The 14,976-nt window shown below is 69.4% G+C and carries 16 protein-coding genes; 15 read left to right on the forward strand and 1 reads right to left on the reverse strand.

What is annotated here, in order from left to right; genetic code table 11:
- Window positions 1-245 precede the first annotated feature (245 nt).
- Window positions 246-581 carry a PilZ domain-containing protein gene (locus QR78_RS11750; RefSeq protein ID WP_082171658.1) on the reverse strand — a complete coding sequence of 112 codons (336 nt, stop codon included), beginning with the start codon at window positions 579-581 and terminating at the stop codon, window positions 246-248.
- Window positions 582-738: 157 nt separating this feature from the next.
- Between QR78_RS11750 and QR78_RS11755 the strand changes: the two genes are divergently transcribed.
- The 15 genes from QR78_RS11755 (at window position 739) to QR78_RS11820 (ending at window position 14,954) form a co-directional block, all read left to right on the forward strand.
- A complete protein-coding gene (locus QR78_RS11755; RefSeq protein WP_048427706.1) occupies window positions 739-1,311 on the forward strand; it encodes a hypothetical protein in 573 nt (190 codons plus the stop codon).
- Between the two features lie 152 nt (window positions 1,312-1,463).
- Complete coding sequence (locus tag QR78_RS11760; protein WP_244276359.1) at window positions 1,464-2,690, forward strand: DUF1217 domain-containing protein; 1,227 nt, start codon at window positions 1,464-1,466, stop codon at window positions 2,688-2,690.
- 7 nt (window positions 2,691-2,697) lie between these two features.
- Entirely contained in the window at window positions 2,698-3,426 is a 729-nt protein-coding gene (gene flgF, locus QR78_RS11765; RefSeq protein ID WP_048427708.1) for a flagellar basal-body rod protein FlgF, read from the forward strand.
- 1 nt (window position 3,427) lies between these two features.
- Window positions 3,428-4,753, forward strand: coding sequence for a flagellar protein export ATPase FliI (gene fliI / locus QR78_RS11770; protein ID WP_048427709.1), 1,326 nt, complete (start codon window positions 3,428-3,430; stop codon window positions 4,751-4,753).
- Between the two features lie 191 nt (window positions 4,754-4,944).
- Window positions 4,945-6,195, forward strand: a complete 1,251-nt coding sequence (locus QR78_RS11775) for a flagellar hook protein FlgE (RefSeq protein ID WP_048427710.1) — start codon at window positions 4,945-4,947, stop codon at window positions 6,193-6,195.
- A gap of 26 nt (window positions 6,196-6,221) precedes the next feature.
- Window positions 6,222-7,685, forward strand: a complete 1,464-nt coding sequence (flgK, locus tag QR78_RS11780; RefSeq protein ID WP_048427711.1) for a flagellar hook-associated protein FlgK — start codon at window positions 6,222-6,224, stop codon at window positions 7,683-7,685.
- 40 nt (window positions 7,686-7,725) lie between these two features.
- Entirely contained in the window at window positions 7,726-8,766 is a 1,041-nt protein-coding gene (locus QR78_RS11785; protein ID WP_048427712.1) for a flagellar hook-associated family protein, read from the forward strand.
- A gap of 60 nt (window positions 8,767-8,826) precedes the next feature.
- On the forward strand, window positions 8,827-9,174 hold the full coding sequence (flaF, locus tag QR78_RS11790) for a flagellar biosynthesis regulator FlaF (RefSeq protein ID WP_048427713.1): 348 nt from the start codon (window positions 8,827-8,829) through the stop codon (window positions 9,172-9,174).
- Between the two features lie 8 nt (window positions 9,175-9,182).
- Complete coding sequence (flbT, locus tag QR78_RS11795) at window positions 9,183-9,740, forward strand: flagellar biosynthesis repressor FlbT (RefSeq protein ID WP_082171659.1); 558 nt, start codon at window positions 9,183-9,185, stop codon at window positions 9,738-9,740.
- 2 nt (window positions 9,741-9,742) lie between these two features.
- The gene (flgD, locus tag QR78_RS11800; RefSeq protein ID WP_048427714.1) at window positions 9,743-10,174 is read left to right on the forward strand and encodes a flagellar hook assembly protein FlgD; all 432 of its coding nucleotides are present in this window, start codon (window positions 9,743-9,745) and stop codon (window positions 10,172-10,174) included.
- A gap of 47 nt (window positions 10,175-10,221) precedes the next feature.
- Window positions 10,222-10,488 carry a flagellar biosynthetic protein FliQ gene (locus QR78_RS11805; protein WP_048427715.1) on the forward strand — a complete coding sequence of 89 codons (267 nt, stop codon included), beginning with the start codon at window positions 10,222-10,224 and terminating at the stop codon, window positions 10,486-10,488.
- Window positions 10,489-10,568: 80 nt separating this feature from the next.
- The gene (mauJ, locus tag QR78_RS34075; protein WP_125900998.1) at window positions 10,569-11,567 is read left to right on the forward strand and encodes a methylamine utilization protein MauJ; all 999 of its coding nucleotides are present in this window, start codon (window positions 10,569-10,571) and stop codon (window positions 11,565-11,567) included.
- A gap of 125 nt (window positions 11,568-11,692) precedes the next feature.
- The gene (gene flhA / locus QR78_RS11810) at window positions 11,693-13,780 is read left to right on the forward strand and encodes a flagellar biosynthesis protein FlhA (RefSeq protein ID WP_048427716.1); all 2,088 of its coding nucleotides are present in this window, start codon (window positions 11,693-11,695) and stop codon (window positions 13,778-13,780) included.
- Entirely contained in the window at window positions 13,777-14,532 is a 756-nt protein-coding gene (gene fliR / locus QR78_RS11815) for a flagellar biosynthesis protein FliR (protein ID WP_048427717.1), read from the forward strand. Before flhA ends, fliR begins: the two co-directional genes overlap by 4 nt.
- Window positions 14,532-14,954, forward strand: a complete 423-nt coding sequence (locus QR78_RS11820) for a hypothetical protein (RefSeq protein WP_048427718.1) — start codon at window positions 14,532-14,534, stop codon at window positions 14,952-14,954. Before fliR ends, QR78_RS11820 begins: the two co-directional genes overlap by 1 nt.
- Window positions 14,955-14,976 lie beyond the last annotated feature (22 nt).

Raw genomic sequence — 14,976 nt, forward strand, 5'->3', positions numbered from 1 at the left:
GAAGGAGATCCGGGATCCAGGGGAGAAATGCCGCGAAGCGGCTCCGTATGCTGCAAGGTTGCCGTCATGCTGGCTTCTTGCGCTGGTTCCCGGATCTCCTTGCGCTATCGCGTCAGTCGTCCGGGAAAGGGAAGCGCGCGACGCCGTCAGGTGTCGTGCGGCTCCGCTGTCGCGACCTCGGAACGACAGCGGGGCTCTCGATCCCGTCGGTCGGTTCGAACAACCTCAGAACCTCCACGTCCGCCTCAGCCGACGTAGGCCCCCGCCCCCTCGAACGTCACCCCGGCGAAATCTCCCCGGCGCCAGCGCAGGCGGACCTCGACCGTGCGCAGCTCGTGGGCGGCGATGACGAGCGGGAAGGTCTCCGGCAGGGCGATGCGGGCCGGGACGCGCAGCCTCGCGCCGGCGGCGGAGAGGTCGGCGATCTCGCAGGTCACGAGGCGGTCGGGGCCGAGCACGATCCGTCCCTGCTGGATCACGCGGTGGCGCCGGCCCGCGCGGGGAATGGGCGCGTCGCCGCGACCGTCGTCGGGGCCCGGTCCGTGGGGTCCGGGGCGATCGGTCTCCGGTCGGTCGGCCATGGTCTCCCCGCATCCGGGCCGCGCTGCCCGCCCGTCACGCTTACGGCGTTCCGGCCGGCGCGCAAGCCCGGGACGGGCCCGCGCGGCGGCGTTAACCGATCATAAAGCCTGTTCCTTCATCTCTCGTTAGCCATCAACCATCCGATCGATCCCGGCCATGCCCGCAGCCCCGGCCAAACCACGACATCCCGCCCTCGCGCGGCCCGCCTCGCCCCCGGCGAGCCCGATCGCGGGCCTGATCGCCCGCCGCCGGGCCCGGGAGGCGGCGACCGAGCGGGGCGTGTTCGGGGCCGCCATCCTGCTGGCGCTGACCGCGACCGGATTCGCCGGCTACACGCTGTCCCAGCCGGTGCGCCCCTACGACGTGCGGGAGGTGCTGCCCGCGACCGCCGGGCCGTTCACCTGGAAGCGGATCGCGGCGCCGGCCCCCCAGCCCGAGATCGACCTCGATCCCCTGATCACCGGCTCGCTGCCGGACGTGCCGCCCCCGGCTCCGTCCGCCCCCGCGCCGGCGCAGGGCCTCGTCGTGCAGGCCGCCCCGCCGCAAGCCGGCTTCGTGCTGCGCCGCGCCGCCGCCGGCCAGGCGGTGGTCGAGGGACGCGACGGCCTGCATCAGGTCGCGGTCGGCTCGGTCCTGCCGGGGGGCGGGCGCGTGCTGTCGATCCGCAGCACCGGCGCCGGCTGGATCGTCATCACCACCGAGACCATCATCGGGCCGACTCCGCTGTGAACGCGATGCGGCGAGTCTCGACGCGGCAGGCCGCGGCCGGGCTGCAAGCCCCGAGCAAGCGTGGCCACCTAGAGCGGAGGCCTCATCGGGGCTTCGTGCCGCAGCGGCCGGCCGCCCCGTCCCACCGGGCCGACGGGCCGGAGCGCTGATCCGTGACGACTCTCACGAGCTACATGCTGCTGTCGCGCAATCTCGCGACCTCGCTGCAGCGCAAGGGCGCGGAGCCGATCGTGGCCCGCGACACCGCCTATTACCAGGCCAATATCGGCAAGGTGAAGTCGATCGACGACTTCATGGCCGACAGCCGGCTCTACAACTACGCCGTCAAGGCCTTCGGCCTCGAGGACATGGGCTACGCCAAGGCGTTCATGCGCAAGGTGCTGACCGAAGGCACGGATTCGTCCGCGGCCTTCGCCAACCGTCTCGCCGACGACCGCTACGTCGCCTTCGCCAAGGCCTTCGACTTCGCGCCCGGCCCCTCCGCCGCCGGCACCGACGGAGTGTTCGCGGAAGGCCAGGATCCGGTCCCGGCGGTCGCCGCCCGGCTCTCCCTGCCGGGAACGCTCGCCACGAGCTACGATTTCTCCGGCACCAACGAGGCGCGCTTCACGCTCTCGTCGCAGGTCGACGCGGGAACGACGAAGTCCGCCACGATCGTCCTCAACCGGGCCGCCCTCGCCGGCAAGGTCGCCGACCTCGCCAACGTCACCCCGACCGAGCTCGGCCAGGCGATCAGCGCCCAGATCGGCGCCTCGGGCGCCGACGGGCTGATGGGCAAGGTGCAGGTCGGCATCGGGGTCAACGGCAACCTGTTCTTCGAATCGACCGGCTACACGGATTACGGCTTCGACGGGGCGCCGGGCGGCGACGGCGTGAACGCCGACACGATCTACGCCGCGGGCGGCACCGTCCGCACCCTGAGCGTCACCAACGCGCCTCTGTCCGGCACCGGCCAGAATGCGGTCGATATCGGCAACGGCACCGACCTGCCGCCGAGCGCCAACGTCCAGGCGGTGGTCGACGCCTACCTGCAGCAGAGCCTCGAATCGGATGCCGGTGCCCAGGATACCGGCGTACGCCTCGCCCTGTACTTCGCCCGCAAGGCGCCGGGCCTCAACACCGGCTACGACATCCTGAGCGACCCCGCCCTGACCCAGGTCGTCAACACGGTGATCGGCCTGCCGGCGACGAGCAGCGCCACCACCTCCGACGCCCTGACGGTGCGGGCGAACCTCATCTCCTCGAAGGTCGACTTCGCGAGCTTCCAGGACCCGGCCAAGGTCGAGGCCTTCGCCCGCCGCTTCGCGGCGATCTGGGACGCGCAGAACAACACCGCCACGGATCCGATCCTGGCCCTGTTCAGCAACGGGCAGGGGTGAGGCGGCGATGCAGAACAGCCTCTACGTCAACCTGTCGGCCCAGGTCGCCCTCGACAAGCGCCTGACGACCACCGCCAACAACGTCGCCAACATGTCGACGGCGGGCTACCGGGCCGAGGAGACGAAGTTCTCGGCCCTCCTCGCCCAGGCGACCAAGGGCGCGGTGGCCTTCGTCGGCACCGGCGACACCTACCTGTCGCGGGCCTCCGGCCCGATCACCAAGACCGATTCGCCCCTCGACGTCGCGCTGCAGGGCGATGCCTGGCTCGCCATCGGCGGCCAGTCCGGCCCCGCCTATACCCGCGACGGGCGCCTGACGATGGACGCCACGGGCCAGCTGCGCAACCTCACCGGCCAGCCGGTGCTCGATCCCGGCGGCTCGCCGCTGCTCCTCGACCCGCAGCAGGGTCCCCCGACCATCGGGCGCGACGGCAGCATCTTCCAGGGCACCAACCAGGTCGGGGCGCTCGGCGTCTTCATCCTCGACAAGAAGGCGACGCTGACCCGGGCGCCCAACAACGCCGTGACCTCCAGCCTGCCCGCGCGGCCGGTCCAGGACTTCACCGGCATCGGAGTCGTCCAGGGCTACGTCGAGGGCTCGAACGTCAACCCGATCATGGAGATGACGAAGCTCATCACCATCCAGCGCGCCTTCGAGAGCGCCGCCACCGCGACCGCGGAAGCCGAATCCTCTCTCCAGAGCGCCGTGAAGTCGCTCTCGCCGCAGGGCAGCTAGGATGGCCGATCCGCTCGCGCGCCTCGCCGAGACGATGGCGGCCGCCCGCCGGGACGGCGCCCTGGTGCGGATCGGCGGTCCGATCCGCGAGGTCACCGCCAGCGCCTGCCGGATCGGCGGCGTCTCGCCCTTCGTGCGCCTGGGCGACCGCATGGCCTTCGAGGCCGGCGGCCGGGAGCAGGTCGGCGAGATCGTCCGGGTCGACGCCGAGGGCGCGACGCTGAAGGCCTACGAGAGCCGGATCGAGGCCGGGATCGGCACGCTCGCCCGGCGCCTCGGCCCGGCGGAGCTGCGGCCGGACCCGAGCTGGAAGGGCCGGGTGATCGACGCCCTCGGCCGTCCGGTGGACGGCGCCGGGCCCCTCGTTCCGGGCGAGCGCGCGAGCCCCCTCGACGCCGACCCGCCGGCCGCCCTCGGCCGCGCCCGGGTGCGCGCGCCGCTACGCACCGGGGTCCGGGCGCTCGACCTCTTCACCCCGCTCTGCGCCGGCCAGCGCATCGGCATCTTCGCCGGCTCCGGCGTCGGCAAGTCGACGCTTCTCGCGATGCTGGCCGGCGCCACCGGCTTCGACAGCGTCGTGGTCGCCCTGGTGGGCGAGCGCGGGCGCGAGGTGCGCGAGTTCCTGGAGGGCGCGCTGGCGCCGAGCCGCGCCCGCGCCGTCGTGGTGGTCTCGACCGGCGACGAGAGCCCGATGATGCGCCGCCAGGCCCCGAAGGTGGCGCTGGCGGTGGCCGAATCCTTCCGCGACCGCGGCGAATCGGTGCTCCTGATCGTCGATTCGGTGACCCGCTACGCCCACGCCGCCCGGGACGTGGCGCTGGCGGCGGGCGAGCCGGCGGTGGCCCGCGGCTATCCGCCGAGCGTCTTCTCCGACCTGCCGCGCCTGCTCGAACGGGCGGGCCCGGGGCTCGAGGGCCGCGGCACCATCACGGGCGTGTTCTCGGTGCTGGTCGACGGCGACGACCACAACGATCCGGTCGCCGACAGCATCCGCGGCACGCTCGACGGCCACGTCGTCCTCGACCGGGCCATCGCCGAGCAGGGCCGCTACCCGGCGGTCGACCTCCTCGGCTCGATCTCGCGGCTCGCCACCGAGGTCTGGACGCCCGAGCAGCGCGACCTGATCCGCAAGCTCCGGGCGATGATGGCCCGGTTCGAGGAGACCCGGGACCTGCGCCTGATGGGCGGCTACCGGGCCGGCACCGATGCCGAGCTCGACCAGGCGATCGGCCTCGTGCCGCGGATCTACGACGCCCTGCGCCAGGACCCGTCCCAGCCGGCGAGCCAGGACGCGTTCCTCGAACTCGCCCAGTCGCTGCGGGGCTGACGCGCGATGGCGATCCGTCTCCCGCGCCGCCCGGCGCTCCCCTCCAGGCTCCTCTCCAAGCCCCGCGCAAGCCTGTGCGGGTCTATTCCGGCCGAAACCCTGCCGCAGGCCGCTCCCCCGCCTGCGCGCGACCGCAAGAACCCCGCCGCCCGGCACGCCCGGTCCCGCATCCTGACGAACGAGGTCCCGCAATGAGTCTCATCGGCGTGCTCCGCTCCGGCGTCTCCGGCATGAACGCCCAGTCGAACCGCATCTCGACGGTGGCGGAGAACATCCAGAATTCCGGCACGACGGGCTACAAGCGCAGCTCGGCGGAGTTCTCGTCGCTGCTGATCGCCGACAGCGCCGGCGGCAACTACAACTCGGGCTCGGTCGAGACCAAGGTGCGCCGCGCGGTGACCGAGGGCGGCACCCTCAACGCCACGACCTCGAAGTCCGACCTCGCGATCGACGGCAACGGCTTCTTCGTCGTCAAGGACCCGTCCGGCGCGCCCTACCTGACCCGGGCCGGCAACTTCAAGGTCGACGGCGTCACCGGCAACTTCTCCAACGCGGCCGGCATGACCCTGATGGGCTACAGCCTGCTCGACGGCGAGCCCAACCCGACGCTCAACAGCGTCGCCGACATGGTGCCGATCAACCTCTCGTCGGTCAGCACCCGGGCGACCCCGACCACCGAGGCCAGCCTGTCGGGCAAGCTGCCCCTCGACGCGGACGTCGCGGCCGCCGGCCAGTACTCGAAGAAGTACTCGCTCGTGACCTACGACAAGCTCGGCAAGGCCCAGACCCTCGACGTCTACCTGTCGAAGAACACCGGCGGCACCTGGACCGCCTCGATCTACAACGCCGCCACCGACCCGACCCCGGCCGGCTCCACCCCGGCCCTGCCGAGCGGCACCCGCCTCGCGGCCGCGACGCTCAGCTTCGACGCCCAGGGCCGACTCGCGGATGCGGGCGGCGCGAAGTCGATCACCCTCAACACCGCCCCAGGCAACAAGGGCGAGAACATCACCCTCGACTTCTCGGGCCTGAACCAGCTCGCCGGCGACTACAGCGTCGACGGCAAGGCCGACGGCAAGGCGCCGGCCGCGGTGACCGGCACCGAGTTCGGCGCCGACGGCACCGTCTACGCCTCCTTCGAGGACGGCACGCGGCTGGCCGCCTTCAAGGTGCCGCTCGCCACCGTGAAGAGCCCGGACAACCTCCAGCCCCGCTCCGGCAACGTCTACCAGGTCAGCGTCGATTCCGGCGACATCCAGGTCGGCTTCGCCAACCAGAACGGCCGGGGCGGCATCAAGTCCGGCGCCCTCGAGCAGTCGAACGTCGACGTCAGCACCGAGCTGACCGCGATGATCGAGTCGCAGTCGGTCTACACCGCCAACTCCAAGGTGTTCACGACCGGCAACGAGATGCTCGACACCCTGATGAACCTGAAGCGGTAGCCGGTACGGCCACCGGGAGCTGACAGATGGGCCTCTCGCTCGCACTCGACTCGGCACGATCGGCGCTCCTCGCGACGTCGAGCCAGATCGCCGCCTCCGCGCGCAACACCGCGGGGGCGAACGATCCCGGCTACTCGCGCAAGGTCGTCAGCCTGGTGAGCGGGGTCGGGGGGACCACCGTCGTGGTCACCCGGGCGAGCGACGCCGCCCTGTTCATGCGCAGGCTCGCGGCGTCCTCTGGCGCCGCCGAGCGGCAGGCGCTCCTCGACGGCATCACCGCCCTGTCGAAGACGGTGGGCGACACCAGCGATGCGGGCTCGCCGGCCGCCCGGCTCGGCGCCCTCAACGCGGCGCTCCAGGCCGCTGCCAACCGCCCGGACGACGCCAACCTCGCCCGGGCCGCGGTCGAGAGCGCCCGCGACCTCGCGGCGAGCCTCAACGCCGCGGCCTCGGCCGTGGAGCAGGTCCGGTCCCAGGCCGACCAGGGCATGGCGGACTCGGTCTCGCGGATCAACGACCTGCTCGGCCAGTTCGAGACGGCCAACCGGGCGGTGATGCGCGGCACCGCCGCGGGCCAGGACATCAGCGACAGCCTCGACGCCCGCGACCGGATCCTGTCGCAGCTCTCCGAGGAGGTCGGCATCACCGTCTCCGACCGGTCCGGCGGCGACATGGCGATCTACACCGACAGCGGCGTGCCGCTCTACGAGCGCGGCGCCCGCACGGTGAGCTTTTCGCCGCGCGCCGGCTTCCCGTCGGGCACCCAAGGGGCCGCCGTCATGGTCGACGGGGTGCCGGTCACCGGCGCCACCTCGCCGATGCGGATCGCGAGCGGCAAGCTCGCGGGCTTCGCGACCCTGCGCGACGAGACGGCCGTCGCCTATCAGGGCCAGCTCGACGCCATCGCGGGGGCGCTCGTCGACACGTTCCAGGAGGCGGACACCCGCGCCGCCACCGATCCGGCCTATGTCGGGCCGCTGGCCGGCCTGTTCACCGCCGGGTCCGGCGCGGCGCTGCCGGCCTCGCAGACCGGGCTGGCGAGCCGCATCGCCCTCAACGCCGCGGTCGATCCGCAGGCGGGCGGGACCGTGACGCTCCTGCGCGACGGCGGCATGAACGGCAGCGCCTACAGGGCCAACCCGTCGATGGATGCGAGCTATTCCGGGCGCCTGCGCGCGCTGACCGGCGGGCTGTCCGCGGCGCGCAGCTTCGATCCCGGCCCGTCCCTGCGCGAGACGACGACGCTCGCGGGCTTCGCGGCCGATTCCGCCGGCTGGCTCGAGGCGAGCCGCAAGGCCGCCTCGACCGACGCCGACTACCAGAAGACCCTGCTCGGCCGGGCCACCGAGGCCCTGTCGAACGTCGCCGGCGTCAACGGCGACGACGAGACCGCGCAGATCCTGCAGCTCCAACGCTCCTACACCGCCTCGGCCAAGATCCTGACCATGGTGGACGACCTGCTGAAGACCCTCTTCGCCGCGGTGCGGTGAGGCGGTTTCGCGGCGATCCAGAGACAGAGCCCTGCCAGCCATGATGACCACGAGCTACATCTCCAGTCTCAGCCTGTGGAACGTGCCCCGCAGCGCGTCGGGCCGGCTCCAGGCCGAGATCGCGAATGCCACCAAGGAGATCGCCGACGGGCGCTACGCCGATATCGGCCTCTCCCTCGGCGGCCAGGTCGGCCGCAGCCTCTCCCTGCGCCAGGGCGCGGCGGAGATCGCCGCCCTCAAGGACGGCAACGGCCTCACCGCTTCGCGCCTGAGCGCGACCCAGGCCAACCTGCAGCAGATGCAGAAGGCGGCCGACGCCCGGCTCGCCACCCTGACCGGGCTGCCGGCCGACCAGCGCGTCGCCGCGATGGCGGCCTCGGCCGACGACACGCTGGCGACGCTCACCAGCCTCCTCAACGCCTCGTCGAACGGCCAGTCGCTGTTCTCCGGCACCAATACCGGGGTCAGCCCGATCCGCGACGGTGCGGCGGCTGCCGCCAAGACGAATGCGGTCGCGGCGTTCCAGACCGCCTTCGGCTTCCCGCCGTCGGATGCCCGCACCTCCGACCTCACGGCCGCGCAGATCCAGGGCTTCCTCGAAGGTACGGTCGCGGCCCAGTTCGCCGACCCGAACTGGGGCACGACCTGGTCGCAGGCCTCCTCGACCGCCATCACCAGCCGGATTTCCCTCACCGAGACCGTCACCACCTCGGTCGGCGCCAACGAGACGGCGTTCCGCCAGCTCGCCGAGGCCGCCCTGGTGTCCTCGCTCGGCATGACCGGCCTCTCGGCCGAGGCCCAGGCGGTGGTCTCCAACCGGGCGATGAGCCTCCTGAGCAAGGGCAGCGCCGGGCTGGTCTCGCTCCAGGCCGATCTCGGCCGCGTCCAGGCCCGGATCACCGACGCCAACACCCGGCTCGACGCCCAGTCCGCCCTCGTCGCCAAGGAGATCGCCGGCCTGGAGGCCGTGGACCCGGCCGAGGCCAAGACCCGGCTCAACGCCGCGACGACCCAGCTTCAGATGTCGTACTCGCTGACCGCGCAGCTCCAGGGCCTGTCCCTGCTGAAATACATCTCGTAGCGCGCGACCCCGCCGCGCCACGCCGACCACACGCGCTGACACACACGAGGCATCGGCTCGATGTACCGCTTTTCCTATTCCGAGATCCTGGAGGACGCCCCGGAGGTCGGCCGCGACCGCGAGCGCGCCGCCTTCGACCGGGCCCTCACCCTCCTGCGCGACGTCGAGGCCCGCGGCCTGTCCGGGCCGGAGCGGACCGCGGCCGTGGGTTTCGTGCAGGAGCTCTGGAACGTCCTGATCGCCGACCTGCTCGAACCCGAGAACGCCCTGCCCGCCTCCCTGCGCGCCGACCTGGTGCAGATCGGCGCCTGGACGATGCAGGAGGCCGGCGCGGTCCTGCGCTCGCCCGAGCGCAGCCTCGCGGCGCTGATCGAGGTGAACACCTCGATCCGCGACGGGCTGCGGTGAGCCGCGCCATGCGCCTGTCGCTGCGAGCCGGGGAACGGATCTACATCAACGGCGCCGTGCTGCGGGTCGACCGCAAGGTGGCGATCGAGCTCATGAACGACGCCACCTTCCTGCTGGAGAGCCACGTCCTCCAGGCCGAGGAGGCGACGACGCCGCTGCGCCAGCTCTACTTCGCGGCCCAGACCCTCTTGATCGAGCCCGCCAAGGCGCAGGCCGCGCGGGCGCTCTACGACGGGGTCCGGGACGGCCTGCTCGCGGCCACCGGCGAGCCGGCCCTGCGCGAGGGGCTGGCCTCGGCCGACGCCCTGGTGGCGGCCGGGCGCCTGTTCGAGGCCCTCAAGATGATCCGCGGGCTCTACCCCCTGGAGGCCGCCCTGATGACCGCCGACCCGGCCGCCCTCGCCGATGCCGCGCCGCCCGCCGCCGCGGTCCCGGTGCCGGTTCTCGGCGCCCTCGGCCGCCGCCCCCGCGGGGTCGAGCGTCCCCGCGAGCGGCCGCAGCGCCGGCCGCCGGCCGCGCCCCGCCTCGCCGCCGCGGCCCTGCCCGCCCTCGACCCGGAAGCCTGACCATGACCGTCGCCAGCACAACCAGCGCCACCGCGGGCGTGACCGCGACCGGCGCGACCACGACCGCCGCGGCCGCCGCCAAGGCGACCAGCTCGGTCGCCGCCTCGATGAACTCGGACACCTTCCTGACGCTGCTGGTGGCGCAGCTCAAGAACCAGGATCCGACGAAGCCGATGGACTCGACGCAGTATGTCGGCGAGCTCGCGACCTTCTCGCAGGTCGAGCAGGCGACGAAGACCAACCAGAAGCTCGATTCGCTGCTGGCCTCGAGCTTCCTCGACCAGGCCGATTCGGTCATCGGGCGCACCCTCACCTCGGCCGACGGCACCGTGACCGGCACCGTCCAGTCGGTGAAGGTGACGGCCGACGGGGTCCAGGCGCGGCTCACCAGCGGCGCCGACGTGCTGCTGACCTCCGGCATCACGATCCAGTAGGATGCCGCGACAGGCATCCGTGAGCGGCACCCCATGACCGGCATTCCATGAACGAGGTCGACGCCCTCGAGCTCGTCCGGGCCGCGATCTGGACCGTCATCGTCGCCGCGGGTCCCGCGGTCGGCGCCGCGATGCTGGTCGGCATCGCGGTGGCCCTCTTGCAGGCGCTGACCCAGATCCAGGAGGTCACCCTGACCTTCGTGCCGAAGATCGTGGTGATCCTGCTCGTCCTCCTCGTCACCGGCACCTTCATCGGCGGCCAGATCTACGCCTTCGCCGAGGCCGCCTACGGGCGCATCGCCACGGGATTTTAGGTGTCTGTTGATATTGTTCCCGTGGAAGTGCACAGTTCTAAGTAGCAACAAAGGCATTTAGTGTTTTTTGAGGTATGATTGTGAAAAACAAATCGCTAGGAACCACAAAAGAGCCGAGCGCAAAGATCTCTTTAAGTGATTTACCGGAAGCCGGAATTTCTTGCAGGCTAAATATTGTTCCACTTTTTAAAGATCCGATTGATGGTATCCCCTGCAGAAGAAAAGATGCAGTCGGCAAAAACTTATTTCAAGTAAAAGCTAAATTTTCAAAATCTCCGCGCGAGATTGAACTCAAAGGAGATTTTGGTCCACTAGATGGCTCTTCTTACGTTTTAACTGCCACCGAAAATCAGTATATCGAAATCAGGGATAATTATGGCATAATTCGCCTTGATAAAAATGATAAAAGCGAACTATCAATGGCGACTTCATTAGTCGAAGCCTCGGATGCCGGAGATGCCAGACATAAATTCGCCGATCGATTATCTGCTTTTTTCGATAGAATATCTTATGTTGCAAATATTCCGATATTTATTGACCTTTTTGTTGTAAAAAATATTACAACTGAAGCTCAAACTATATTTTTTGTTTCCCCACCAAGGCCATGCATTATAAATAATGGCGATGAAACGCTGCCGGCGGAACTTGCTCCCGTGTACGCACTATATCGTGAAGCTCAAAATTCTAACAGCCCTTACTATAAAGTATTATGTCTATATAAAATAATGGAAGGCCTATTAGGGCATCTTCGGACTGATTTATCGAAAAAAGCCAGATCAGAAAATATAAATATTGATACACCTAAATTGCATGTGCCGGATCATCCCAATTTTCCTAGCGGGATAAATCATTTGATTGGGCAGCCAATAAAGAAAGTATTTGATAATTTCTTTCAAAAAGAATTTAGAGATGCTATGGCACATTTCAATCTAAATGGCAGGGAGCCAATTAATGTTAGCGATCCAATTCATTGGGCCAGATTTACAGATGTAGCGTTCGTGTCAAATCTTTGCGCACGCGCTCTAATAGAACGGCATGAGCGATCACTGGAAATTTTTTCTAGACATTATAAGAAATAGGCTAACCCCGTAAATTCAAGAGGGACAATCTGTAGCGCTCCAAAGCCGGATGCGGCCCCAACCCCCACGCAAGCTAGCCGTGGCACCCCTGCCTGCGAAGAGCCTTCGCGGAGGATAGTTAGATCATGGCAGCGGGCGCAGCACTCGCGATCAAGCGCAAGTCGCGGCGGGATTTCGGCTTCGCGGCCGGCATCGTGGCGATCCTGGCGGTGCTGTTCCTGCCGGTGCCGGCCCTGCTCATCGATGTCGGGCTCGCCTTCTCGATCGCCCTGTCGGTGCTGATCCTGATGGTGGCGCTCTGGATCCAGAAGCCGCTCGAATTCTCCGCCTTCCCGACCGTCCTGCTGATCGCCACGCTGTTGCGCCTGGCGCTCGGCATCGCGACGACCCGGCTGATCCTGGCCAACGGCCAGAAGGGCGTGGACGCCGCCGGCCACGTCATCCAGGGCTTCTCGCAGTTCGTGATGAGCGGCGACTTCGTGATCGGGATCGTGGTCTTCCTGATCCTGATCACGGTCAACTTCCTGGTCATCACCAAGGGCGCGACCCGCATCGCGGAAGTGGGCGCCCGCTTCACCCTCGACGCGATCCCCGGCAAGCAGATGGCGATCGACGCCGATCTCAATGCCGGCTTGATCGACGACAAGGAGGCGCAGCGCCGGCGCCGGGAGCTGGAGGAGGAGAGCGCCTTCTTCGGCTCGATGGACGGCGCCTCGAAATTCGTGCGCGGCGAGGCGGTGGCCTCGCTCATCATCATCGCGGTCAACGTCTTCGGCGGCATCATCATCGGCACCACGCGGCACGGCCTGCCGCTCGGCACCGCCGCCGACATCTTCACCAAGCTCTCGGTCGGCGACGGCCTCGTCTCGCAGATCCCGGCCCTCATCGTCTCGCTGGCCGCCGGCCTGCTGGTCTCGAAGGGCGGCACGCGGGGCACCGCCGAGCAGGCGGTGATCGGCCAGCTCGGCGCCTATCCCCGCGCGCTGCTCGTGGCGGCCGCGATGATGGGCGTGTTCGCCCTCGTGCCGGGCCTGCCCTTCCTGCCCTTCATGGCGCTCAGCGGTCTCCTGTTCTTCATCGCCCGCACCATCCCGCGCCGCCTCCAGGCGCAGGCCGCCGCGACGGAGGCCAAGGCCAAGGCCGAGGAGGCGGTCCGCCAGGCCGAGGCGAAGGAGAAGGATTCGGTCAAGGACTCGCTCAAGACCCCGGAGATCGAGCTCAGCCTCGGCCGCCAGGCGAGCTCGCAGATCCAGGCCTCGCAGGGAGAGCTCGGCCACCGGGTCGCCAAGATGCGGCGCAAGTTCGCCCGCCAGTACGGCTTCGTGGTGCCGGACATCAAGGTCTCGGACAACCTCGCCCTGCCGCCGAAGAGCTACCAGATCCTGATCCACGGCACCGTGGCGGCGAGCCAGGAGCTGCGCCCGGGCGAGATGCTGGTGGTGATCGGCGACGGGCCGCGCCCCGACGTGCCGAGCGACGAGGTCCGCGAGCCCGCCTTCGGCATGAAGGCGCTCTGGGTGATGGATTCCTATGCCGGCGAGGTCCGCCGCGGCGGCTTCGAGCCGATCGACGGCGCCTCGGTGCTGCTCACCCACCTCTCCGAGGTGATCCGCAACAACCTGCCGCAATTCCTGTCCTACAAGGACATGCGCGCGCTCCTCGACCGCCTCGACCCCGAATACAAGCGCCTGCTCGACGAGATCTGCCCGTCGCAGATCTCCTATTCGGGCCTCCAGGCGGTGCTCAAGCTCCTGCTCGCCGAGCGGGTCTCGATCCGCAACCTGCACCTGATCCTGGAGGCGGTGGCGGAGATCACCCCGCACGCGCGCCGGGCCGAGCAGATCGCCGAGCACGTCCGGATGCGCATGGCCCAGCAGATCTGCGGCGACCTCGCCGAGAACGGCGTGCTCAGCGTGCTGCGCCTGGGCGCCAGCTGGGACCTGTCGTTCCACCAGAGCCTGAAGCGCGACGCCAAGGGCGAGGTGGTGGAGTTCGACATCGACCCGCGCCTCGTCGAGCAGTTCGGCACCGAGGCCTCCGAGGCGATCCGCGCCCGGATGCGGGAGGCGCACGGCTTCGCCCTCGTCACCGCGCCCGATGCCCGGCCCTACGTGCGGATGATCATCGAGCGCATCTTCCCGACCCTGCCGGTGCTCTCGCATCTCGAGATCGCCCGCGGCGTCGAGATCAAGTCCCTAGGGACCGTTTCGTGACGGGGATCGGGCCGGACAGCTTCCTCGCCGTCTTCCTGATCTTCTGCCGGGTCGGCGGCTGCCTCCTGGTGGTGCCGGGCTTCTCGAGCCCCCGGGTGCCCCAGCAGGTGCGCCTCCTCATCGCCGGGGCCGTCTCGCTCGCCATCGCGCCGCTGATCGTGCCGCAATTCGAGCCGCGGCTGGCCGGACAGGCCCCGACCCAGACGCTCCTGTGGATCGCCAGCGAGACCCTGACCGGGCTGATGATCGGCTTCCTCGGCCGGATCTTCATCCTGGTTCTGGAGACCGTGATGAACGCGACCTCGACCATGGTGGGCTTCGGCAGCATGCCGGGCACGCCGATCGAGGGCATCGACCCGGTGCCGGCGGTGGAGGGGCTGATCCTGCTCACCGCCACCGCCCTCCTCTTCGCCGCCGACCTGCACTGGGAGCTGTTTCGCGGCCTCGTCGAATCCTACGCCCGCATCCCGCCCGGCGAGGGCGTCGGCAGCCAGATCATGCTGACCCGGATCGTCGATCAGGTCGCCAGCGCCTTCATGCTCGGGCTTCGCATCACCGCGCCCTTCATCATCTACTCGATCCTGGTCAACCTGGCGGCGGGCTTCGTCAACAAGCTCACGCCGACGATCCCCGTCTACTTCGTCGCCACGCCGTTCGTGATGTTCGGCGGGCTCCTGATGCTCTACTACCTGGCGGGCGAGTTCATGACGCAGTTCCTTCTCGGCTACGCGGCCTGGCTGGTGCGCGGCTGATGGCGGCCGGGACCGGCGACCGGCTCAAGCGCGCCAAGCGCCTCGTCGCCGTGCAGGAGCAGATGCGCCGGGTGGCGGAGATCGAGCTCGCGGCGACCCGCGAGCGCGCCGCCGCGCTGGAGGCCGACCGGGCGAGGCTGCTCGCCGCCCTGTCCGAGAGCGCCCACGGCCCGATGCTGCTGGAGGCGACCGCCCGGCGCCTGCGCGGGCTCGCCAGCGAGGCCAGCGCCGTGGAGGCCGCCGCCGCCGCCCACGCCCAGGCTTTGCGCGAGCGCGGGCTCGCCCAGAAACGCGCCGAGGCGCTCGCCGAGCGCCGGGCCGACGACCACCGCCGCGAGCAGGACCGGCGCGCCGACATGGAGCGTCTCGACGGCTTGTCGGGCAGGCCCGATGCGGCCTCCCCCGACGCAAGCCTCCCGTAAGCCAGGCGCGGTAACACTCCGT

It is taken from the genome of Methylobacterium indicum, assembly GCF_001043895.1.
Classification (GTDB): Bacteria; Pseudomonadota; Alphaproteobacteria; order Rhizobiales; family Beijerinckiaceae; genus Methylobacterium; species Methylobacterium indicum.